Annotated in this window: 20 protein-coding genes and 1 pseudogene; 15 read left to right on the forward strand and 6 right to left on the reverse strand. The window is 35.3% G+C overall.

Annotation, left to right across the window (positions count from 1 at the left end):
- Positions 1–12: 12 nt before the first annotated feature.
- On the reverse strand, positions 13–1,140 hold the full coding sequence (locus ACIQZI_RS07915; RefSeq protein ID WP_403071340.1) for an MGDG synthase family glycosyltransferase: 1,128 nt from the start codon (positions 1,138–1,140) through the stop codon (positions 13–15).
- A 354-nt stretch (positions 1,141–1,494) separates the two neighbouring features.
- Positions 1,495–1,902, reverse strand: coding sequence for a VOC family protein (locus tag ACIQZI_RS07920; RefSeq protein ID WP_062179484.1), 408 nt, complete (start codon positions 1,900–1,902; stop codon positions 1,495–1,497).
- Positions 1,903–2,541: 639 nt separating this feature from the next.
- Here ACIQZI_RS07920 and ACIQZI_RS07925 point away from each other — a divergent pair.
- From ACIQZI_RS07925 to ACIQZI_RS07935, 3 genes are all read left to right on the forward strand, one after another.
- On the forward strand, positions 2,542–2,847 hold the full coding sequence (locus ACIQZI_RS07925) for a monooxygenase (RefSeq protein ID WP_062179487.1): 306 nt from the start codon (positions 2,542–2,544) through the stop codon (positions 2,845–2,847).
- A gap of 894 nt (positions 2,848–3,741) precedes the next feature.
- Complete coding sequence (locus tag ACIQZI_RS07930) at positions 3,742–3,984, forward strand: ferredoxin family protein (RefSeq protein ID WP_062179489.1); 243 nt, start codon at positions 3,742–3,744, stop codon at positions 3,982–3,984.
- Positions 3,985–4,289: 305 nt separating this feature from the next.
- Complete coding sequence (locus tag ACIQZI_RS07935; protein WP_403071345.1) at positions 4,290–4,628, forward strand: hypothetical protein; 339 nt, start codon at positions 4,290–4,292, stop codon at positions 4,626–4,628.
- 264 nt (positions 4,629–4,892) lie between these two features.
- Here the strand turns inward: ACIQZI_RS07935 and ACIQZI_RS07940 are convergent, their stop codons facing one another.
- The 4 genes from ACIQZI_RS07940 to ACIQZI_RS07955 form a co-directional block, all read right to left on the reverse strand.
- The gene (locus ACIQZI_RS07940; RefSeq protein WP_403071348.1) at positions 4,893–6,044 is read right to left on the reverse strand and encodes a glycoside hydrolase family 18 protein; all 1,152 of its coding nucleotides are present in this window, start codon (positions 6,042–6,044) and stop codon (positions 4,893–4,895) included.
- Between the two features lie 589 nt (positions 6,045–6,633).
- Positions 6,634–7,557 (reverse strand): MerR family transcriptional regulator, encoded by a 924-nt coding sequence (locus ACIQZI_RS07945; RefSeq protein WP_403071351.1) that lies wholly within the window; start codon positions 7,555–7,557, stop codon positions 6,634–6,636.
- A 392-nt stretch (positions 7,558–7,949) separates the two neighbouring features.
- Positions 7,950–8,405 (reverse strand): CBO0543 family protein, encoded by a 456-nt coding sequence (locus ACIQZI_RS07950; protein WP_403071354.1) that lies wholly within the window; start codon positions 8,403–8,405, stop codon positions 7,950–7,952.
- On the reverse strand, positions 8,332–9,483 hold the full coding sequence (locus ACIQZI_RS07955; RefSeq protein ID WP_403071357.1) for a DUF2515 family protein: 1,152 nt from the start codon (positions 9,481–9,483) through the stop codon (positions 8,332–8,334). The genes ACIQZI_RS07950 and ACIQZI_RS07955 overlap by 74 nt, the downstream gene beginning before the upstream one ends.
- 523 nt (positions 9,484–10,006) lie before the next feature.
- On the opposite strand from ACIQZI_RS07955, the gene purT reads away from it, so the two are divergent.
- The 12 genes and pseudogenes from purT (at position 10,007) to ACIQZI_RS08015 (ending at position 22,394) form a co-directional block, all read left to right on the forward strand.
- A complete protein-coding gene (purT, locus tag ACIQZI_RS07960) occupies positions 10,007–11,164 on the forward strand; it encodes a phosphoribosylglycinamide formyltransferase 2 (RefSeq protein WP_403071361.1) in 1,158 nt (385 codons plus the stop codon).
- A 167-nt stretch (positions 11,165–11,331) separates the two neighbouring features.
- Positions 11,332–11,789, forward strand: a pseudogene (locus ACIQZI_RS07965) (ATP-binding cassette domain-containing protein); the annotation flags it as partial.
- A 424-nt stretch (positions 11,790–12,213) separates the two neighbouring features.
- A complete protein-coding gene (locus ACIQZI_RS07970) occupies positions 12,214–12,909 on the forward strand; it encodes a response regulator transcription factor (RefSeq protein WP_403071364.1) in 696 nt (231 codons plus the stop codon).
- Positions 12,910–12,976: 67 nt separating this feature from the next.
- Entirely contained in the window at positions 12,977–15,040 is a 2,064-nt protein-coding gene (locus ACIQZI_RS07975; protein ID WP_403071367.1) for an ATP-binding protein, read from the forward strand.
- A 760-nt stretch (positions 15,041–15,800) separates the two neighbouring features.
- Positions 15,801–16,688: an adenylyltransferase/cytidyltransferase family protein gene (locus ACIQZI_RS07980; RefSeq protein ID WP_403071370.1), complete on the forward strand. Its 888-nt coding sequence runs from the start codon at positions 15,801–15,803 to the stop codon at positions 16,686–16,688.
- Positions 16,689–16,719: 31 nt separating this feature from the next.
- Positions 16,720–17,133 (forward strand): cupin domain-containing protein, encoded by a 414-nt coding sequence (locus tag ACIQZI_RS07985; RefSeq protein ID WP_403071373.1) that lies wholly within the window; start codon positions 16,720–16,722, stop codon positions 17,131–17,133.
- A gap of 68 nt (positions 17,134–17,201) precedes the next feature.
- Entirely contained in the window at positions 17,202–17,615 is a 414-nt protein-coding gene (locus ACIQZI_RS07990) for a cupin domain-containing protein (protein ID WP_062179516.1), read from the forward strand.
- Between the two features lie 96 nt (positions 17,616–17,711).
- Entirely contained in the window at positions 17,712–18,479 is a 768-nt protein-coding gene (locus ACIQZI_RS07995; RefSeq protein WP_403071377.1) for a hypothetical protein, read from the forward strand.
- A 90-nt stretch (positions 18,480–18,569) separates the two neighbouring features.
- Positions 18,570–19,790, forward strand: a complete 1,221-nt coding sequence (locus tag ACIQZI_RS08000; RefSeq protein ID WP_062179520.1) for an acyl-CoA dehydrogenase family protein — start codon at positions 18,570–18,572, stop codon at positions 19,788–19,790.
- 347 nt (positions 19,791–20,137) lie between these two features.
- On the forward strand, positions 20,138–20,698 hold the full coding sequence (locus tag ACIQZI_RS08005) for an NADPH-dependent FMN reductase (protein ID WP_403071381.1): 561 nt from the start codon (positions 20,138–20,140) through the stop codon (positions 20,696–20,698).
- A 211-nt stretch (positions 20,699–20,909) separates the two neighbouring features.
- Complete coding sequence (locus ACIQZI_RS08010; RefSeq protein WP_253722418.1) at positions 20,910–22,088, forward strand: EamA family transporter; 1,179 nt, start codon at positions 20,910–20,912, stop codon at positions 22,086–22,088.
- The gene (locus ACIQZI_RS08015; protein ID WP_062179528.1) at positions 22,089–22,394 is read left to right on the forward strand and encodes a hypothetical protein; all 306 of its coding nucleotides are present in this window, start codon (positions 22,089–22,091) and stop codon (positions 22,392–22,394) included. It abuts the gene before it with no gap.
- Positions 22,395–22,451 lie beyond the last annotated feature (57 nt).

Here is a 22,451-nt window from a genome sequence, read left to right on the forward strand (position 1 = left end):
TTTCATACCTCCTCAGCGAAGTATTAAATCTTGCTGTTCGATCTGATTGATAGCAAAATCGGTGATAAGTGTGGAAGATTGTGACTTATGAATTATATGTAGTGCCTTTTTCATCCCTCTCGCCAATTCTTCATTACTTGATAACTCATGTACTTGCTTAACCGTTTCCAATATAGTGTGGGAAACAAGAGCCGCACCATTTTCCTCAAAATGCCGAGCGTTTTCCCCTTCTTGTCCAGGCACAGGATTATAAAGAATTAATGGAATTTGCAATGCTGTGGCTTCAGTAAGGGTTATACCTCCTGGTTTTGTAATAAGGCAATCAGATATTGCCATAAGCTCATGGACCTTTTCTTCATATCCGAATAAACGAAAAGACTTGGGAAACCGAAGAGCAAGCGGCAGAAGCTTTTCGTACAAACTCTTGTTCTTTCCGCAAATTGCCACAATATGATAGGAAGGGTTACACACTAGAAGCTGGCAAAGTTCTTTTACGTTTTTTAAAACGCCTAGGGCTCCTGCAAGCACCGTAATTACTTTTTTATTCTGGTTGAGATGGTATTTTTGATAGAAAACTCTCTTATCAAAAAACATTTCAAATTCTGGACGAATGGGTATCCCGCTTACTGTAATACATTTTTCCTGAATGTTTTGATTTAATAAAGTGCTTTTAACCGATTCGGAAGCTACAAAGTAATGATCAATTAATGGATTTATCCAATAAGGATGAATGCAATAGTCCGTTATGATCGTGTAAGTTGGAATGAGAAATCCAGCTCTTTTGCTAAGAAAAGGTGCCGCATGAAGAGGGAAAGTAGTAATAATAAAATAGGGACGATGTTCGTTAATAAGTTCTTGCAACCTTTTTCGACCTAAATATCGAGAAAATTGAGAGAGTCCTTTAGAATTTACTTTTTTCGTCCCATAATAAAACCATTTGTAAAAAGAGGGTCTATAAGAAACACTTTTGACAAGTAAGGATTGAGTAAATGTAGAGAATGCAGGATAAGACTCACCGAATAAATCAGATACAATAGGATCGAATCCTTTTTGTTTAAGTTTTCTTGCAATGACATTAGCAGCCTGAAGATGGCCATTCCCATAATGGGCTGTAAGGATCAAAGCGGAAGGATGTCGCAAAACTAAAACCCCCTCTTGTTTTTTTTAGAATAACATGGCTTTTTTAAGGAAATATGAAGGGACAAGTAGGTTTTGTAAAGGAAATGAAAATATTTGATTAGATTAATGTGGAAGTTACGGATCAATAGAACTTCGTTGCTAAATCCGTAAAATATGAATGTAGTTCTTCATTCGAATTGATTCTTGATTGTAAAGGATGTCCCATAATGGGTAGAACAAGAAATATAAAGTCATGTAAATATGAGTTTGTATTTCTTGCATAGGGGCTAGATATTTAAATGTTTTTTATGTGAACTCACTTTCAAACCAACAGTGGAATATCCTAGACAACACTTTCGTGGAAGTAAACTTTACTTAAGATTGGGTATAATTAAGATCCCAAATCATACCGAATGAGTCTTTTACTTTTGCAAATTTCGCTCCCCAGAAAGTGTCTTGTAGCTCCATAATGACAGTACCTTTTTGTATTAGTCGTTCATAAATTTTTTGAATTTCTGCTTCATTCTCTAACTCAATTGTCAATGAAATGTGATTTCCGATTTCAACTGAATTACCGGGAAATGTATCCGAAACCATGAAAAATAAATCATCTTTTTTAAATTGAGCATGAATAATGCGATCATCAGCTTCTGGTGGCGTTGGGAAGTCTGCTTCAGCATAGGTTTGAATACCTAAGATTTCACCCTCAAAAATCTCTTTATAATAATCTAATGCTTCTCTAGCATTTCCGCTAAAGTTAAGATATGGCGTTATCTGTTTCATAATGACCGCTCCTTATTTTTGAATTTTTACGTATTCGTTCAATAACGAATCTTTTACACCAGCGTCATCTTAAAAACACTAATGCTTTTTGCTTTTAAAAGTAAATTCAATTCCCAAAGTTAGACTTCCTGGAAAAATAGCACCTTCACCTGTACATTTTTCCCTGCATAATACCATTATAACAACTACAATAACAGAAGCACCAGAATGCACGTTCACGCAGTGCATCTTGCATTAACGTGTAGTAAAACACCAACCGATTGAAGCTTCACTTTATATTGCTCCTTCAGATAGTTAGTAAACCATTATTAATTAATGCTTTAGAATTTACAAAGATCAATGACATTGAGAGGATAGGCATTGGTGTGCAAGAGTAAAATCTCCTTTTGAATATTCCTAGTAACAGAAGATTTGCTTTTGTAATTGAATGAGAAATAAGTAATTTCGAACAATATATTATATTTGATATATTTTTTATACGTAGTATACTAAGTATATAAACATGATGTTTTCAAAAATTAACATTAATGGGGATTTTGATGGTTTAATAATACATCATTTAACCTTTGCTTAAATTGGAAAGCCCATTTTTGGAAATGAGTATTTTTAGTGACTTTCATATAAAAAGGAGATTGGAAAATGGCATACTTATTACAAGTTGATTTTAAACATGAAGGACCTTATGGGGATGAAATGGCAGATGTTTATTCTGATTTAGCTAAAAGTATCAATGAAGAACCAGGTTTTCTTTGGAAAATATGGACAGAGAATCAGCACTCGAATGAAGCAGGCGGAATTTATATTTTTGAGACTAAAGAAGATGCTGAAAAATATGTAGATAAACATACAAAACGATTGAGTGGTTTCGGAATCACAAATGCGAATATGAAAATTTTTGAAATTAATGACAAGCTTTCTCAGATTACTCAATCACCTTTAAAATAACCAACTAAGGCACCAATTAAGGAAGATAGTAACCGAACCCATTTGTGTGAATACAAAGAACTCTAAATAAGATAAGAGGACACTCGCAAAATTATCTAGCTAAGAATTGATAAACAACCTTCATATACTTGATTGCAATGTGAGAGTTGGCCCATTTGCTTTTGATTAGCCATATCACAAAGGTATATAATTATCTAAAAACCTTGGCCTGCACTTCGGACCAAGGTTTTCTGCATAAATGGCAGATTTTCGTTATCTATTTCATATTTAATTAACTCAATAGATTCTTTTTATGTCTTTATCACTAATATAAGGTCGTATTTCATAAATAAAACATAACTGTTACTTCAGGGAGATTTCAAAATGCTTTCTCTCTCTTGAATACCACAAGTTCATATCACTCACTTCTACATAATAATTCCCATAAAAATCACTCATAATTTAATAATTCAAAGGATTTAAGCTGTTATAAAATCTTTATAACGTAATTCGTTTTTGAGGTGAAACGAACAAAAATAGTCCTCCCATGATCCTGCTCTAATTCAACCATACATTCCCTTTCATAACCTCATCATTCCATTATGATACTTACTGTTTATTTTTTAAAAAACTATATGTCGTACAATCAAAGAATCTTGATTATACGATGAGATATATCTTTGTGAATTTTAATAATGGACTTCCAAAATATTAAAAGGTGTACAGTATGTATTGGGTATATATGTAAGATTTATATAATAATAATATTGAAGGGTTTAAAGATTAAATGGCGCGATACCGTGAAAAAAATTTAGAATTATTTATGTTAGCACATTATATTGATGTACAAGCGATATTTTCCGATACAAAGACATATTTACGGAACCAAATACTCAATCTTGGAGGTAATGTAAAATGACATTTGTAATAACTTCACCATGCATAAAAGAGCTTGCAGCGGAATGTGTAGATGTATGTCCAGTAGATTGTATTTCAAAAGGTGATAATCAATATTTTATTGATCCAGATATATGTATTGATTGTGGTGCTTGTGAATCAGTTTGCCCTGTAAAGGCTATATTTTATGAAGATGATGTACCTGAAGAAGAAAGTGAATATATTCAAAAAGCAAAATCATTCTTTGGAACTAAATCATGATAAGTGAATACTCGCGTAACACCAAACATGAAAAATTGACAATAATTTGAAGATCAAATAGTAAATATTAATTAAGAAAGTAGCTGTTTCGAAAAGTAATATTTTTTCGGATCAGTTTTTTTGTATTTTTGGTCTATATCAATAATACCTTATCCTTTTTATGTTTCAATTAAGTTGTTATCCCTTTTTAATAAAACTTATTTGTTATGTAACTTCCTAGAAATAAAACTGAAAAAAATCATTGGTAATATTTTAAGAAGTGGTTTTTTTATGGGATATATTGTGAATATTCGAGGGGGAGAAAGATGGAGTCACACATAAAAAATGCTTTAAGCGAGTGGAAAAAAGAAATTAGTGAATTATTAAATGTGATTGAAAAAGAATATGAAGAAGTTAAACGTGAACTTCAAGTTTATTCTTATAAATTCAATATTACTAAACAAGTAGTACAATCTACTATTAATGATGAAATTATTCGAGACATACGCGATCTCTATCATAAGCCCTTTGAACAAAAAGTAAGCCAATTGAAAGAATCCATAAAAGAACTGGAAGAAAAGAAAAAAGTATTTCAGATGTTTGTTGATAAAATTGAAAAGGTATGTAAAAAAGAAGAAGAAAAGCCTTATGTTTCAGTCATATAAGTAAAGTAGTAGGAATTATTTGTATTACTGAAAAATATTTTTAAATGGGATATCTAATCGTTGAATCTTATCTCCTAAAAAACACGAATTCTTCTTTTGCTCGTATTTGCGAAAACATGTGATAGACAGTTGATTCAACAGTTCTTTTAGTTGAGTGAGGATGTCCCAAAAGGGTCAGTCCCTTTGGGTCATCTTCACTTGGTCTTTTCAAATATTTAGAGGAACATTGATACGGTACAAAAGGGAAGGATTAATCTATTCCTCTTAGTTTGTATTTTGTTTAAATACATAAATATCTTCAGCTCCCAGTGCTTTTGAAATAGCACTCGTCAAACTGTGTGATCCCTCTGCATCATGTCCGGCCTCCCATAGCATCATTCCACCGAAACCATGATCAAGTGCTAACTTTATTTTCTTTTGCACGGTCTTGGCACCATTATAATGGTATGTCGTTCCATTCATATTCACGGTATCGTGTTCAGCATTATCTGGATTATTTTTGATGATTGCCGCATAGGTGATCTGCTTAACGGAAGGATCTTCTGGCTGAGCATAAAAGGGAACGCCCAATACAAGTTTTTCTTTTGAAAGATTATGAGTATCGAACAGGCTAGTCCAATAGTTTACGATATTCTCATTAAACGGGTAAGGAGACAAGTTGGCAGCGTCATACCCACCATCCCACTGACCGTCATAAGCCATAATATTTACATGGTCGACATATTCGAACATTGATGGTTCATACAGGACACTATTGATTTCAGCACCAGTAACACTGTTCACTTTAGCTTGAACTGCAGTGGACAGTTCTTTATTTTTATGATGAAGTTTATCACTTAGTTCTTTGATGAAACTAGCTAGATGTTGAGCATCTTCCAAAGAACGTGGGTGTTCAAAATCGATATCTATGCCATCTAACTTTTCCCGGACCGTTATACTCACAAGCTCATTGACAAGTTTATATCGCGATGTCGGGTTAGCAATCGCCGTCTTAAAATACTCATAGGATTCTCCACCCTGGATGTGAAACCATCCGCCTACGGCTAGCATAATTTTTGTATCATGCTCATGCGCTTTTGTCGCCATTATCCGTAGGTTATTCAAAGCCACTTCTCCATTAAGCAAAAGACCACCGTCCTTTGTCGGATGGGCGAAGGAGAATATAATATGTGTCAAATTGTCGTAATCAACCGCATTTGGATCTCGAAAATCCTGAACATAGCCAATTAACACTTTTGCTTGTTCCATGTCTAATCTGGGCATTTGCTTAGGTTCCGGCTTTATTGCTGATTCGGTTGCTTGTTTCATTTTCAAGTTTTCTTGCTGATTGTTAGTAGAAAATAATATACCTGCAAAAAATCCTCCTGTGAAGGCTATGACCAATACGAGAGCAAGAAGGAATTTAAGATTATTCATAGATGTATACCTCCCCATACTTATTCAACATAAGAATTGTATCAAGAAAGTCGATAAGTAGGGGATGGTAAAATCAAACATAACATATTTTTAGAGTAATAGAAGGAGTGTAAGCGAATAGGAAAAAATGAAATGAATTATACAATATAATAAAATTCGTTTTTAATCTTGCACGTTATTTAAGCAAAGCATCCGCCCACGGAGTATATGCTGCAGATTCAGATACTCATTATCCTAAATATTTAGGTGTTTCTAGTGTTGAACAATGATAAATAGAAATGGACAATAGCATTGTATCTAAGATTGTCTATACCTTCTTAGAACTCATTAATGGGTTGCGCTCAATTTGGTGTATCTGCTATAGAAAAGAGTGTTTCCAATAACTAAACAACACGGTACTACTAATAAGGGGATTTTGCCTAGATTTTAAAATTAGGCTATGTTAAACAATATTGTTGATAAAACGATTTTGGTCTCATTCTTCTGAAACCGCAGTTTCAGAAGAATGAGACCAAAATCAAAAACATTATAAACATAGCCTAAAAATAAATAAGCTCGGTCATATTAAACAGGAGTCCTAGCCTTTTTCTTAAGATTTTAGCTGCCACCATTTTTTCTTCTTTTCTTTAGTTGCTGCGGCATCACGATAGGTTGATATCATCACTTTAAAGACCTCTTCAATTTTTTGTATTTCACCTGTCGATTGTTTTAGTTCATTAAGAGATTCAATTAAATCATCCTGTCTAGTATCGAATGATTGCGTGATATGTCTTATATCATCCTTTGCTTCATTAACTGTTTGAGAAACTTTTTCTAGTACATTCTGATTCTCTATTTCAGCAACTTTTACAGTCAGATCCATTCGCTTTGAAAGCTTTTCGAAAGTAGCTTTCGAATCCTTCACAATGTCACCAGAAAGGGTTGCGAATGTTTCAGAAGTACGTTCCGAAGCTTTCATAACCATTTCCGAAATTGCATGAACTTCCACTTTTCTCTTATCATCAGATCTCTGAATTGATTTAGAAATATCTTCAACAGTTTGAAAGGAGGCGTTTATAAACTCATTTTTGATCTCTTCAATGAGTACATTACGGCTTACCACCATCTCATTTTTGATTTCTGATAATAGATTCTCCTTAAATGTTTCCAAAGCAGTATTAAACTCCAGCATATTGTCTGTCTGACGACTCTGTGATGTCTGAATGGATATCTCTTCTGCTGGCTGAATCGTCATTTCGAACGATTCGGAAGTAGGTTCCGAATCGTTTTTTATATGTTTTTTTAATAATGAACGAATCATCCCTTTACTTACATCTTGTTCACGCATCTCTTTTATTTTATTAAGCAGTGTGATCTCTTTCTCTGTATAATATCTAGCACCTTGCTTCGTACGAGGAATAATAAGAAGACCTTGTAAATCTCTTTCCCACTGTCTAATTGTCCCTGTTGGAATATTTATTTGCTTCGAAACCTCATTAATCGAATAGGCTCTTAAAATCTGACTATTGTTCATATCTCCATTCCTTTCTATTTTGCAACTTAATTTGGGCTAATTTAAGTTATATTCTTTATTGTGGTTCTCTTTTTCCTGCTACATGACAAAAGCTTTCAAAAGAAGGGCAGATTCAACAAAAAGCGTTGATTTAATGCGAAATTCGCCGCTTATTTTCATCAAAAGGGCCCAGATTAGAAAACATTTATAACCAATCAATTCATCAGACATAATAAATTTGACATAATTGACCACCACTTAAACGACCACCTGATTTAAGCAGATGATCGTTTAAGAAGGGGAATATTAAGAAACATTTTTCATAATAATGCAGGAGAATGAGGAATGGAATAAACATTCGTCACACCAAAAATAAAAAAGTGGCCCTCTGTTTTTCGTTTAGCAAATGGGGATCAGCCACGCTTTGACCAACTATAAAAAGAATAGATTAGAGTTAAATAGAGGGTATATCCGATCAATGAATAAATATGCTTCCATGAAACGCTATGAACAAAAAGACCATAGACTTCCGCTTGTTTTTCACCAACAGACATTAACATACTAAAAATGATAATGAGCCCTGCTTTTTTCCATGCGTTCACTTTATTACAGGCATAAAGAAAGACACTAATTAACAAGGGGAGGCCAATCAAAGTAAACACTATATTGATTGAAAAGACCGTTGACATGGGCCTAATAGGAAAGGAATAGAAGCCTTTTCCTATAAAATATAGATCGAGGTACGTTCCTAATAATGAGCCAAGCAGGACTGATGGTAGGAAATTTGAACTATTATTAATCCAAAAGGGAAATCGCCTTTTTTGTGATTGCCGCGAACTCAAGTCTTTCGAGTGTTTTACAATATTCATGTTTAATCTCTCCAACTGTATTTTCTTTAGAATTGATTAAGTAATAGATTATCCGCCAATCTTTGTACCAGTCAGCAATTCCTGCACGTATATGCATTCGATTCTTCCATACAAATATTAGTTTAGGACTATAGAATCTCGTTGAACCTGGTAACAGTTGGCATGATTTTATCCTTGTTTTCAATAGTCTACTTGGAGTTTCTTCATCTACGTGATTAAATATATGGGGCCAATAATCCATTCTAGAACCAGTATGAGGAGTTGAATTCGCCCATTTTTCTGTCATTTTTAAGCGCTGGTCATCACTAAACAAAATGGCATACAATTGTTTCCCTAGTATGATCCGCTTATGTAAATTCTCAAAATGATGTAGCGTTTGGCCAGCTACCTTCACCGTCCCATCCACTACATAAGGAAATAGAATATGATTCAAGGAAAGGAAATCCTGTAATTTAAATTCTAATTTGCTGAAAACTTCTTTTTTAAAAGTAGGATTTTCAAGCACTCTTGATTCTAGATAGCTTTGTTCATTAATGATAAGACTAACAGTTAATATATATGGATCATGTTCACGCCAAAAATGATGCCAAATCGTTTCCATAAAAGTTGACACGTGTAAATGCTTTAACAGATAAAATAAGTTCTGTCCGTTTTTTTTACTTTCTTCATATACCAAAAATTGCGGGAACGCATCTTGAAAAATCAGCCAATTTCCTCGTTCTAAAAATGTGAAAAATGAATCCGCCTCATTTTTTGTCAATAGTCTTGGTAGTAATCCACCTTTTAAATCCGTCATATTCCATCCGCCATTTCGAGAAACCATATGTCCTAAAAAAGCCCAATGGATTTCCGGATGCACATTATAAAAGTCAAGATAGGCTTTCGTTCTTGTGACATTATTTTTATTCAGAATAAATGTTTGAGCTTTGATTTTCTGGACAAGAGCTGTTTCTTTCGGTGAAAGATTTTCATCTTTGAAGGATTTTTTGCTTTTATTCTTCAATTCTTTCTTTAGTTCCATAAGAGGTTCAGGGAGTATTACTTTTTTCTGATTCATGATCTTATTCCAAATGATCATTACCTCCTTGGGCAAATTCACTCGAACATCTATGAATATATAGCTAATGTGGAATGTTTAAAGGTAAGGAATGGATATAGTAGTAACCTGAGGGCTGGCATTCTCCCGATAGATCGTGGAATTAGCCCTTGAAAACCGGAATATCCACTAATTGTTATATGATCATTCTATTAAGGTCATTAGAAATTCATGATGAAAATTTAATGAAATAGCTTACAGAGCGGGATTTAAAGCAAACAAGAACAAATGCTTTTTTATGATGAACTCGCAGGGAACTAACATTAGCTATAGAAATATATTACGCTAGTGATAGCTAAGCATATAGTGATGTTGAACTATTGGTTATCATTGAGTTATAGGGATTCAGACGAATAGATTCGTTTGATTATACGGAAACTCCGGATTTATCTACAGTAAATGAATGAATTTTCTTGGGTACTAGGATAAAAACCGAACGAATTCCCTTTTTTTATAAAAAAAATTCGTTTATAATGATTTAAACTAGACAGAGGGGGAAATTCATTTGTATCAATCAAAAAAAATCCTTTTATTAGGATCAGGTGAATTAGGAAAAGAAGTCATCATTGAAGCGCAAAGGCTTGGCGTTGAGACGATTGCTGTTGACCGATATGAACATGCACCTGCTATGCAAGTGGCTGATCGAAGTTATGTGATTGATATGTTAGACCCACAGCAAGTTCGAAAGATTGTCGAAACTGAAAAACCAGATTTGATTGTACCGGAAATAGAAGCCATTGCTACATCTGAACTTATTAAATTGGAAGATGAAGGCTTTCGTGTAATTCCTACAGCACGAGCGACCATGCTAACGATGGATCGCGAAGGTATTCGTCGCTTAGCTGCTGAAACTCTTAATCTTCCTACTGCTAAATATGAATTTGCCGACACGTATGAAGAATTTGTACAAGGGGCACAAGAAATCGGTTTTCCCTGCGTGATAAAGCCTCTTATGAGTTCTTCAGGGAAAGGGCAAAGTGTTTGCCGCTCTGAAATAGAATTAGAAGGATGCTGGAAGGTCGCGCAGAATGGAGGCAGGGTACAAAACGGAAGGGTGATTATTGAAGAGTTCATTCATTTTGATTCGGAGATTACACTTCTGACTATACGTGCTGCAAATGGGACAATGTTTTGTGCACCGATTGGCCATATTCAGAAAGATGGTGACTATATAGAGTCCTGGCAGCCACATGATATGACGGAACAACAAATCCAAGAAGCTAAAAAGATTGCCAAAACCATTACGGATGAGCTTGGGGGATATGGAATATTTGGGGTAGAACTTTTCCTTTCGGGGGATCATGTTTATTTCAGTGAGGTATCTCCGCGTCCGCATGATACCGGTTTAGTCACTCTTGTTACCCAAAATCTATCGGAATTTTCCCTGCACGTTCGAGCGATTTTAGGATACCCAATCCCTACAATTAATCAGGTTACACCTGGTGCCAGCCGTCCGTTAAAAGCAGCAGAAGAATTAAATACTTACAAAATTGGTGGGTTAGATGAGGCGTTAGCTGTACCTAATACAGAAGTTCGAGTATTTGGAAAACCAGTAACAAAGGTTGGTCGCAGGGTTGCAGTTGCTCTAGCTACTGCAAATAGCACAAAAAAAGCGCGGGAGAACGCGAAACAAGTATTGGATAAGTTGAATGTCCTAAAGTAGTTTGACATTAGAGAAGACACAAAAAACGCGCTAAATAAAAAAGCAAGGTTGTGGCAAGATCCAACTCCTTCAATGAATAACCAATCATTGAAGGAATTAAAATCATATAATATTAATAGAATCCAATAACAAACAAATACTATAGTTTGCTAATACATTAGATATCCCCAAACATGACAGTCAAAGATAATCTGGAGGTCGCCCCCAGAGTGTTGAAAAAAGAGCCATCCAGTATAATCTAACAACGAAGTGCTGAGCTTCTGGAGAAAGTTGGGCTCTTTAATCGGGCAACGGCTTACCCAGCAAATCTTTCGAGCGGCCAAAAACAAAGGATAGCCATTGCCCAAGCTCTTATAATGAACCCCGATATTCTACTGTTTGCTGAGCCACTTCTGCCTTGGATCCGGAATCTATCGGAGAAGTCCTGCAAGTAATGAAGCACTTGGCTGCAGAACCCATGACTATAATTGTAGATATCCATGAGATGGAGTTCGCTAAGGAAGTAGCAAACCGGACCATTTTTATAGATAACGGGGAAATTATCGAATCAGGACATCCAGCCGATTTGTTTACGAATCCTCAGTTCGACCGAACTAAAGCCTTCTTAAACCGTAGTTTGAAATAAGAAGATAATGCTCATCTTGAACTAATTTTTGCTGCTGTATTGGGGATTTAATTATGCCAACTATCCAGCTGTTTTGCCATTTGATTAGATTAATAAAAAATAATGGACTCTTTAGAAAAGTAGAATCTCTTTATTACAGAAATTCTGCGTTTTTCACCTAATAAAGCCTCTAAAATTATTTTTAGTGTAAAAAATAATTGGTGTCTTGTGTTAAAATATATAAATAAAGGAAAAGGGTAGAGATCCTATTTTTTAACTGATATTTGTGTACTACATATAAAGGTGTTTAGATTAATCATATAAAATGTCAGATATTCTTTCAAAAAGATTGAAAGCGCTTTTATTTTTTGATAATCTTTATTAAACATACATAGAGTGAAAATTCAGATAATATTTAAAATTTAATAGCTGGAGGTCATCATACTTGGATGAAATTTTAATTGTTGAAGACGATGCAGATATTCAGAAGATTTTATCAATGAATTTATCACTTGAAGGGTTTGCCTATACGATTGCTTCAACTGGAATGGATGCTATTAAAAAAGTTCGGGAAAAAACACCAGATCTTATTCTTTTAGATATACAATTACCCGATATGAATGGAATTGATTTATGTCAGCAACTGAGAGAAATGACAGCCGTACCCATCCTGTATGTAACCTGTAATAATGAAGATAAGGAAAAAATTCTTGCTTTTGCAATGGGGGGCGATGATTATATTGAAAAACCCTTCAACTCAAGAGTTCTAATCGCCCGCATTAAAGCCCACTTAAGACGAAATTCAATTAATCACAATCAAAATACGTTGAAAAAGCAAATCACTTTTGATGATATCGTCATCGATCTATCAGCTCGGGAAGTAAAGCGAAATGGACAAGTGATTGAATTAACAGCAAAGGAATTTGAATTGCTTACTTTTTTTGCCCAGCATCCAAATCAAGTATTTTCAGCGGAACAGCTTTTAAATCAAATTTGGGGATATGATTCGTTTAGTGAGAAAAGTACGATTATCGTTCATATTTCAAACTTGAGGAAAAAGATTGAGGATTATCCAGTAAACCCAGCCTACATTATTACAATGAGGGGGGTCGGCTACAAGTTTGTTCAAACGTCCATTTAAGTTAAAAAAATCCCACTATTTTAAAATATTAGCATTTACAACAATGATCTCTTTTATTCCCTTTGTTATGATCGCTGCATACAGTATGTATCAAGGAAGCAATCTATCAAATCAAATTATGAAAGATCAAATAGCCAATACCAAAAAAGAAGTTTTATCACAAAAACTCTTGTATTTACAAAAAGAAACTCAAAATTTGAATACAGATTTGCACAATCTCGAAAATACATTAAGATTAATTCAAAAACAAGCTGAAACTATTTATAGTCGGCCTAATCTAGCTCTTTCAAATGAATTACATGTAACGAAGGGAAAAGAGGGTTACTTGTGGGAAACATTTGACGATAAATATGAAAAAACAAATGTTTTTATTAGTTCGAGATCAAGCGATTTGGTTGATACAGTAACAAATGAACTGAAAATAGCAAAGCAACTTGAACCATTGTTCGTTCAAACGATGGAAAATGAAACGATGATCAATGCCGTATACTTAGCGTTACCTAGTTCTTCTTGGTTATATTATCCGTTTTTAGACGTTGAGGCTGCCATTTCTTCAAAAAAATTTGCACCTAATCTGCGTTTTCAAGATTATGAATTTTATACAGTTGCTTTAAATCCACAACGGAAAGTAAAATGGACGAAACCTTATATATGGTCGGCTAAACCTATGGGGGATGTAACGAAAGAGGATTGGCTAATATCAGTCGGGGCACCCGTTTATTTGAATTCCGTCGAATTTAAAGGAATGGTAGGTCTAGATGTACCCATTGAAAACATTACAAACAAATTAATGGACGTCAAATTCAGTGAACCAAACGCCTTTGCCTTTTTAATTGATGATAAAGGTAATTTTATTTCGGGACAAACGAAAGCAGAGGGGATCGAGGAGAACGTACCCCTTATGAATAGCGCTATAAAAAATAAAGAAGGCGTCTTGCCAATAACCTATTCCAATTCAGAAGCGTATCTTTTATCTTCATCATTAAATAACGGATGGCGTCTCAATTTTATCATTTCAGAATCTGATATTGTCGAACCAATTGTCAAAAGTACAGAGGCACAAACGAATAAGCATATGCTGCTTTTTTTATCTCATCTTTTAGTATTTTTACTTTTCGGAATCATTATTCTTTTATATATGACCTACCGTTTTTCACGAACAATCACCCAACCAATTGATCAATTAACTACTGCGCTAAGAGAAAGTGCAGACGGCAATTTTGTGAAAGAACTTCATATTGAGCAAGAAGATGAAATTGGTAACTTGGCGGTAGCGTTTAATTTTATGAACCGAAAAATCCAAGAATTAATTGGGGAATTAAACTTAAAAGCTCATCAACTGGAAGACAAAGTGTTAGAGCGAACGAAAGAGTTGGAAAATGCTAATGAACGGTTAATTAACACAAACCAACAACTTCAAGAATCTGAGAAACGGCGAAAAGAATTTATGTCACAGATTTCTCACGATTTAAAAACGCCATTAACGTCCGTAAGAGAATACACGGAAATCTTAGTTAATCATCAGCTACTTCCTGAAATCCAGAAAAAAGAAATTATGAATTCCATACTACTACGCAGTAATCATATTATCCAATTAATTAATGACTTATTTGATATGAACACGGATGATGATGGAGATTACGTAAAAGAAGTCATTCCGTTTGATTTCTTGATAGAGCAATCGTTAAACATGATTGCGATCCGATCAGAAGGGTCCGATATTGAAATTACTAAAAACTATGAAGTAGGTTCATTGTTCATTTTTGTTGATCCTAAGAAAATGAATCGCGCCTTTATTAACATTTTAGAAAATGCCATTAAGTATTCAAAATCAAAAAGTGGTAAGAAAATTAAAATAGACATTTTTGCCTACCAACAAAATGAAAACTTGATTATTAAGTTCAAAGATTACGGAATTGGTATATCGGAAAATAATAAAGAAAAAATATTTCTTCCATTTTTTAGAGAGAAAAGAACAAGTACCGAAAAAATTCAAGGAAATGGATTAGGTTTGCCTATCGTTCAAAAAATTATTACCCTACACGATGGACATATTTTAGTAGAAAGTAAAGTAAGTGTAGGAACGACGATTACGATTGTGCTGCCATTAGTAGAGCTATCAGACTTTTAAGCAATATAAGTAACTATTTAGCAAATGGAGGGAAATGCCCATTACATTAATACAAAATGTGACTTTAGAACAACATTAAGTTTTTATTCCGACAACAAACGTTGAAACATTTAACAAACTAGATTTCTTGTTTACAATTGACGAATTAAGGGTGCCCAAATAAAAAGGTTAGATTCACATTTCCTATATATCGTTTATTTAACGCGTGATAGCATACTAAACGGTTTATAGAGTGTGAGGACAGGCTTTTTGGGACACCCTATTTTTTTGTTTAAGTGTTCGATATCATTTCATCCGTCGACATGAATCCTGTAAAATAGCGAAAATTCATGAGGAATTTTATATTTTTTGGAATTTATTGAAAATTTATCGTTAGTTTAGATTGACTTTAGGATAACTTTATAAATAAATATTATGATACATGTATAGAAAAAAGTTACAGCCAAGAAGAGATGCACAGTTTGAATGAAACGAACGCTACTATCGTAATTCAGATTATTTGACCGTTCGTTATGTAAACGCTATCACGTATAATCATCATTCATTCTAGAACAATTAGAAATACATTTTGTATGCAGGGAAGAAATGATTGTCGCTAACAAACAAGAGATAAACATAATGCCGGAGCAGTTGATCAATTCGTGTTAAAGACCAACTATAAAGTTATATTTGACGGTGAAAGCACTGGAGTTGCTTATTGTTAGCAAATCGACTGACTTAAACCTTCAATTCTATAAATGAACTGTTAGGAGGCGGATATGTGGAAGTCATTTATGTAAATGAAAGCAACAGGCATTTGTGTCTAGCAGAATCTGAACCAAGTGCAATTGCTTTAGGATTTTTTGATGGGGTTCATCTAGGTCATCAACAAGTTATCAACGAAGCTATAAAAATCGCTGATGAAAAGCAACTACAACTTGCATGTATGAGCTTTTTCCCCCACCCCAAAGAAGTGCTTAAACGAGATAAGAAAAAAATTCAATATTTAATGCCGATGATTGCTAAACAACGGATTTTGAAAAAGTTAGGTGTGCAAAAGTTTTACATCGTGGAATTCGATCAAGATTTTGCTTCATTAACACCAGAGCAATTTGTACAAAAATATCTCCTTGACTTTGGAGTAAAGTATGCAGTTGCTGGATTTGACTTTACTTATGGTCAATTTGGAGAAGGGAATATGGATCGAATAAAAGCGGACTCTAACCACATCATTGAAGGAATAAAAGTAAAGAAAGTGGCAATTAATGGTGAAAAGATAAGTTCTACTTTAATAAGAAAGTTAATTTCTACGGGAAAAATGGACATTGTTCACCGTTACTTAGGGGAGCATTATCAAATCAAAGGGCAGGTTTTTTCAAATAAAAAAAGTGTTGAAATAGTACCGAGTCCTTATTATCTACTTCCTCCCCCTGGAGTATATGAAGTAATTGTTTCAAAAGGGGATGAAACAGACAAACAAGTCGTCTTAGTCACCCAAGATGCTACTAAAATAATTTCTCCTGCTCATAGTAAACGAATATTAGAGAACCAGGAAGAAATTCATATAAGCTGGCTAAAACGTTTGTCTCCTGGATCGTTCACGTTTTTGGAGCAACAGCCTAAACATAATTTGATGAATAAACCGGTTATTACTTCCGGGCTATTATAAAATAAAAATAAAAAATAATGGAGGTACAAAAATGAGCACAGAAACTACATGGTTAGATGAATTGACGTATTTAAACGATAAGCCAGGTGTGAAGGTCATTAAAGCAGGGACATATAAAAAGAAGGAGTTAAATAAAATTCTTGGTGTTCCAAATCTTGAAAGCCAAATTATTGATGTTCCGGTTTGCACAGATAAGCATGGTTTACAAATGGGTTACTTCTCTATGCAAAATTCAGAAGATTTCGAATTCACGTACACATTTTTAGAAATAAAAATCGTCTATAGAGGGAAAATAATTGTTCGTGACGAGCAAGGGAAAAAGTATATCGCTGAAGAAGGAGATGTATTCGTTTTCAGCCCAACTACAACCGTTATATTCGACGGTGAAAGCGATGGAGACGCTTTTTATACCGCACATCGTCAGCCTGAACCCTCGTTTATCTAAGTAATAAAAATAGTGAGTAATAGAATTTGAATATATGATAATAAAAAAACTGATAGGAGTGGATATATATGTCCCAACAAACAACAGAAGCAAAAAACTATGATTATTTGAGCAAAGCACCTGGTTTCCAAATTATTAAAGCAGGCACTTACCAAAAGAAAGAATTAAATGGACTGCTAGGAATCCCAGCACTAAAAAGCCAAATTATTGATGTTCCTGTTACATCAAAAGAAAATGCCATTACAATGGGATACTTCGATATGCAACCAGGTGAAGAATTTGAATTTGTATATGAATTTTTAGAGGTGAAATTCGTCATCAAAGGGCAATTTATCTTACGTGATGAACAAGGGAAAAAATATGTAGCAAAAGCAGGAGATGTCGTCATCTTCACGCCTAATGTACCGGTGATTTTTGATGCTGAGAGCGATGGAGAAGCTTTCTATACAGCCCATCGTATACCTGAACCATCATTTTTGTAAAACATGCTGGAACATAAATAAAAAACAGTATGACCCCAACTGAATAACGTTTAAATATTCTAATTTACCTTAAATGAAAAAAGGGGGGATCCAGCGATGCATACAGTCAATGCCATGAGCTATCAGGACTTTGACTTTGAATTAGAAGGTCAGAAGGTACTGTTAGAAGATATTTTCCCGAATTTCAATGAATATGACCGCGTTGGAGTGGTCGTAAGAGAAACAGGTGGCGGAACTGGTGCGAGTAGTTTACTAATGTCGGCACTTACAAGATTTTATGATTTTTTTCGACCTAATCTTGGTGTTGAGCCTGGGCAACAGTTTATTTATCCCGAGTTTTTTATCTTCCATGTAGGGAAGCTGCATATGACCCATTATTGGATGGATATTTGGCCGCCACATAAAGAAATTGTCGTTGAGGATGATCCTGAACAAATTTTAGAAGCGATTAATGATCGCGGCATTACACGGTTGCTCGTGGAAGACATTACGCCTATCCAACCTATTTTTTTAAAAGAAACATTAAATAGTGCGAAACATCGAATTGTTAGTGCATTGGCCTATTCTCCGACAGGTCGTGTTGAAAATAGCGATATCCAGATCACCAGTTGTGAAGCTGCAGAAAAAAATGTACTTGACACTATCAAAATTTCAGAAGACCTTTCGAATGAAGAAATGGCTCTATTACTAGAACGACGGAACTCACTTAAAACGAATGGGCGTGTAACTGAAACATATCGCCGCATCGAAGTATCCAATGCTTTGAACATGCTTACTCAAAATACTGAACCGGGTCCTACTACACGAAGCTATTTTAAAATGCTTGAAATGGAAGATGAGATTTCGAAAGACAAAGTCATTTAATTGAATCTATACCTGTATTAATCTACATCCATATTAAATCATACGGATATCCTATTAATTTAAATAAAAATTGCTGAGGAGTGAAGAATCATGTCAGTTTCTAACACAGTATTAAATGAAGGTATTATGCAAATTCCAAGCTGGTGGACTTGCCCTCCAGGTTATGAAGAATTACAAGCGAAGGCACACGCACTTGGAAAAAGTGAATTGCTAGAAAGAGCTGCAATTTCTGATCAGGAAAGCCGCTATCCTCGTGAAAGTATAAGTAAAATTGCTGAAGCAGGATTTGGCGCTGTTACCCTTCCGAAAGAGTATGGTGGACTTGGAGCTGGACTTACTGGTTTTGCCGTATTATCTGAAAGTTTCGCACAATATTGTGCATCTTCAACGATGTGTTGGGTTATGCATACAGCTGCTGTTCAAACACTATTTTCAGCTGGTAACGAAGAGCAGCGTCAGCGTTTTATTCCTGATGTTCTTCGAGGAAAAATCGGCGGGTTAGCTTTTAGTGAACCAGCAACTGGAAGTCACTTTTGGAATGTAGTTAGTGAAGCCCCGCGTCTTGGTAATGGCTACTCATTGAATGCCGATAAATCATTTGTTACAAGTGCTGGAGAAGCTGATTGGTATGTCGTGGCGACAACGTATCCAGAAAGTACAAATTCTGATAAATTAATGTTCTTACTTGTAGAAAATGGGCAAGAGGGGATTACGCAATTTCCATTCTCTGCAATGGGACTTCGCGGAAATTCTAGTGGACCAATGAAATTTAGAGATGTATATGTCCCGGCTGAAAACCGTCTCGGCAGTGAAGGCGGGATGAATTATCACAATGATAATACAATCGATCCACTGTTTTTATTAGGAACAGCTGCTTGTTGGACTGGTATTGCACAAGGTGCTCTTAATGCAGCGATTAATGGTGCGAAGAAAAAGGTTCATGCTGATACCGGAAAATCAGTAGCTAGTTATCAAGTCATCCGTCATGAATTGGCGAAAGCTCAAATCATGGTGGACAGTGCAAGAAGTATGCTTTATCGAACAGCCGAAGGTCTGGACAAAGCTATTGCAAATGGGACGCCACTAGGAGAATGCCTATTCCCAATTTGGCAATTAAAAACTCATGCAGCTGATATCGTTATTCAAGTAACGAACCAAGCGCTACAAGTTTCAGGAGGAAGAGGCTATTTGACAGGTCAAGTAGAGAAATATTTACGTGATGGTCGCGCTGGTGCAATAATGGGACCTACAAATGAAATTTTACGTGAGTGGATTGGCAATACATTAATCGATGTTCCATGGTTTGAGTAAATTATAGACGAAATTAAATTTCTATTTATATACCAGGACCGAAACGAAGTGGTTTGGTTCTGGTATATACCTCTTTTGAAAGGGTATGGCCCATTTCATCCTAAAACAATTGACATCATCTCGGTAAAAATGGCACTGGGATTCCGTAAGTTTTTCGTTTATTTGTTATTATGAGTCAAATACTTCCGGAAAAATTTTCTGAATATTTTGTAATTTTAGCTTTTGAATAACCAAAAAATATCAAGAGCATTTGTTATGAAAGTCGAAAGATGGTACAAGTAAATCCTTGTTTCCGCTAACTCGGCATATGCCAACAGGATTATATTAGTATAGGGAGGATATTTAGCATGAAGTTACTAGGGATATCAGGAACAATTACTGGATCGAAACCACGAGTTGTCGTTCAACAAGTATTAGACGAAGTAAAGCGAAACAACCCGGAAATTGAAGTAGAATTGCTTGATTTGAAGGATTATAATATTCAGTTCTGTGATGGCCGTAATCCGTCATCGTATACGGGAGATACGAAGAAAGTGATCGATATTGTTTCCACAGCAGATTTTTATATTATTGGTACTCCAATTTTCCAAGGTTCTATTACTGGCGCTCTTAAAAACTTATTCGACTTAATCCATCCGAAAGATTTTCGCAATAAAGTAATGGGCTTTATTGCTACAGGGGGAACATATCAACATTATTTAGTCATTGAAAATCAATTGAAGCCAATTGCCGGATATTTCCGTGCATTTGTTGCACCAGGATTTGTTTATGCTCATAATGACCATTTTAGTCCTCAAAATGAACTAGTTGATAAAGAAGTATTAGAACGTGTGACCGCTTTAAGTGAAGAAATCGTCCTTATGCAGAAAGCACTAAAAGCTTCAAAGAGTGCTATTCAATATAATTGAATGGCAAGTTGAGGTGATCAAACATTAAACGAATCATTAATGAAAAAAAGAATGAACAACGTGTAGAATAACCTCTTTTTTCTAAGTATTCAACTAGGGAAAAGAGAGTTTTTCTTTTTAGAAACATTAACTATTTAGGAATAGCCGAAACAATGATTTTCTTGATTATTAAAGTGTTAAATGTGCAATTCTTCTCGACTGAACTTAGCCTATGGAAGTTGTTGAATATACGTATAGTTTCTTAGATGATAACGGTAATGAATTTCAGCGAACATTAGGATATGTAAATGAAGCTGGAATCATTTCATTAGGAGGAGCATTTATGAGTTTAGTGGATATTGCTAGAACTAAACACAAAGAGAAGACAGTACGTTTGGGCTTTATGTGGGCTTTATGGGCAGCCATATTGTGGGGAGCATGGTATGTACCTGGATCAGCAATTTGGTATGAGTTTCCTTTCGTTTCCATGCCATTTCAAACAAATTCTGAATACGTGACAGCGGCAGCCGTGATAGCCGGTTTAAATGCAATCGCTGTTTTATTGTTTATGTTTGTGTGGACAGGCGTTTTAGGTAAATGGAAAGATTACGGACGGACGATTGTTCAGTTTAAAAAAGTGACGAAATGGTATTTTGTAGCCGCAATTTTCGGCGGACCGATGGCTATTTTCGGAAGTTTTTTAGCGATCGGCTTTATTGGCGGTGTTTTTGCGGCAGTAGCAGCATTAATGTATCCCATTGTAGGTTCTATACTAGCGTACAAATGGTACGGGGAAAAAATAACTCGAAGGGCTGCTATCGGGATCGCCATGATTATTATCGGCGGGATCGTCGTATTTGCGCCTGGTATTTTAGGTGAGCTGAAAGATAGCTCAGGCGCTTGGTTAGGATACTTGGGCGGATTAATGGCTGCCGTTGGCTGGGGAATTGAAGGCGCCATTGCTGGACGAGCACTGGATGTTACAGATCCTGATATTGGCTTAACACTTAGATTTACGGGTGAAGTTTTCTGGTGGGTAGCAGTAATCTTTCCGCTGTTTATCCTATTTGGTGATGTGCCCATTGTGCCAATGATCGCAAAAACGATGACATTGTTACCGATAACTTGGCTGCTTTTAGCCGGCATTACATTTGGTTTTTGCTACGTATCATGGTACAAGTCCTTCCCATTAATTGGCGTTGGAAGAGGCCAAGCAATCGGAGACTTATATGGAATCTTTGCCATCATTTTTATCAGTATCTTCACACTTACCCCGCCAGAATGGAATTTCGTTTTAGGGGCGCTAGTTGTTATTATAGGCGGGTTTGTCATGTTTACTGAAAAACGGGATGTACTAGAAGTCATCCGTACCGTACCTTCAGACAAGAAAGAAAAAGAGGAGGCGATATAAATGCCGAAAATCCACATTAAAGGAAGGATTCTACAAATCATACGTGAGCATACGATGGAAAGACCAGACAAAGGAATATGGGATTATGATATTGCCAAGCAAATTCTGAAAGAATACGGGTTGGCTGGAGCATATGCCTTAGGGAATGTCCGAGTAACATTAACTGATTTGTTTTCAGGAGCGCTTATAGAAACCATTGATGAAAAGTTAGACAAGGGTGAGCACTTTAGTAAGGGTAAGTTATTATTTAAATATTCTCTTACAAGCTTCGGTGAAGCCAGGATGCGTGATACAGGAATCATTTAACTAACTAAGGAGTGGATTATATGCCTGAAATGAGCGAGTTTTGGGGCTTTGAATTAG

The organism is Peribacillus sp. NPDC096379 (assembly GCF_044762875.1).
GTDB lineage: Bacteria > Bacillota > Bacilli > Bacillales > DSM-1321 > Peribacillus.

Coding starts and splice junctions, on each gene's coding strand:
- ACIQZI_RS07995 (WP_403071377.1), top strand. CDS start 17,712: ATGCATACAGTCAATGCCATGAGCTATCAGGACTTTGACTTTGAATTA.
- ACIQZI_RS07925 (WP_062179487.1), top strand. CDS start 2,542: ATGGCATACTTATTACAAGTTGATTTTAAACATGAAGGACCTTATGGG.
- ACIQZI_RS07940 (WP_403071348.1), bottom strand. CDS start 6,044: ATGAATAATCTTAAATTCCTTCTTGCTCTCGTATTGGTCATAGCCTTC.
- ACIQZI_RS07945 (WP_403071351.1), bottom strand. CDS start 7,557: ATGAACAATAGTCAGATTTTAAGAGCCTATTCGATTAATGAGGTTTCG.
- ACIQZI_RS08005 (WP_403071381.1), top strand. CDS start 20,138: ATGAAGTTACTAGGGATATCAGGAACAATTACTGGATCGAAACCACGA.
- ACIQZI_RS08010 (WP_253722418.1), top strand. CDS start 20,910: ATGGAAGTTGTTGAATATACGTATAGTTTCTTAGATGATAACGGTAAT.
- ACIQZI_RS07985 (WP_403071373.1), top strand. CDS start 16,720: ATGAGCACAGAAACTACATGGTTAGATGAATTGACGTATTTAAACGAT.
- ACIQZI_RS07950 (WP_403071354.1), bottom strand. CDS start 8,405: ATGAATATTGTAAAACACTCGAAAGACTTGAGTTCGCGGCAATCACAA.
- ACIQZI_RS07955 (WP_403071357.1), bottom strand. CDS start 9,483: ATGATCATTTGGAATAAGATCATGAATCAGAAAAAAGTAATACTCCCT.
- ACIQZI_RS08015 (WP_062179528.1), top strand. CDS start 22,089: ATGCCGAAAATCCACATTAAAGGAAGGATTCTACAAATCATACGTGAG.
- ACIQZI_RS07935 (WP_403071345.1), top strand. CDS start 4,290: ATGGAGTCACACATAAAAAATGCTTTAAGCGAGTGGAAAAAAGAAATT.
- ACIQZI_RS07975 (WP_403071367.1), top strand. CDS start 12,977: ATGATCGCTGCATACAGTATGTATCAAGGAAGCAATCTATCAAATCAA.
- ACIQZI_RS07920 (WP_062179484.1), bottom strand. CDS start 1,902: ATGAAACAGATAACGCCATATCTTAACTTTAGCGGAAATGCTAGAGAA.
- ACIQZI_RS07930 (WP_062179489.1), top strand. CDS start 3,742: ATGACATTTGTAATAACTTCACCATGCATAAAAGAGCTTGCAGCGGAA.
- ACIQZI_RS07990 (WP_062179516.1), top strand. CDS start 17,202: ATGTCCCAACAAACAACAGAAGCAAAAAACTATGATTATTTGAGCAAA.
- ACIQZI_RS08000 (WP_062179520.1), top strand. CDS start 18,570: ATGTCAGTTTCTAACACAGTATTAAATGAAGGTATTATGCAAATTCCA.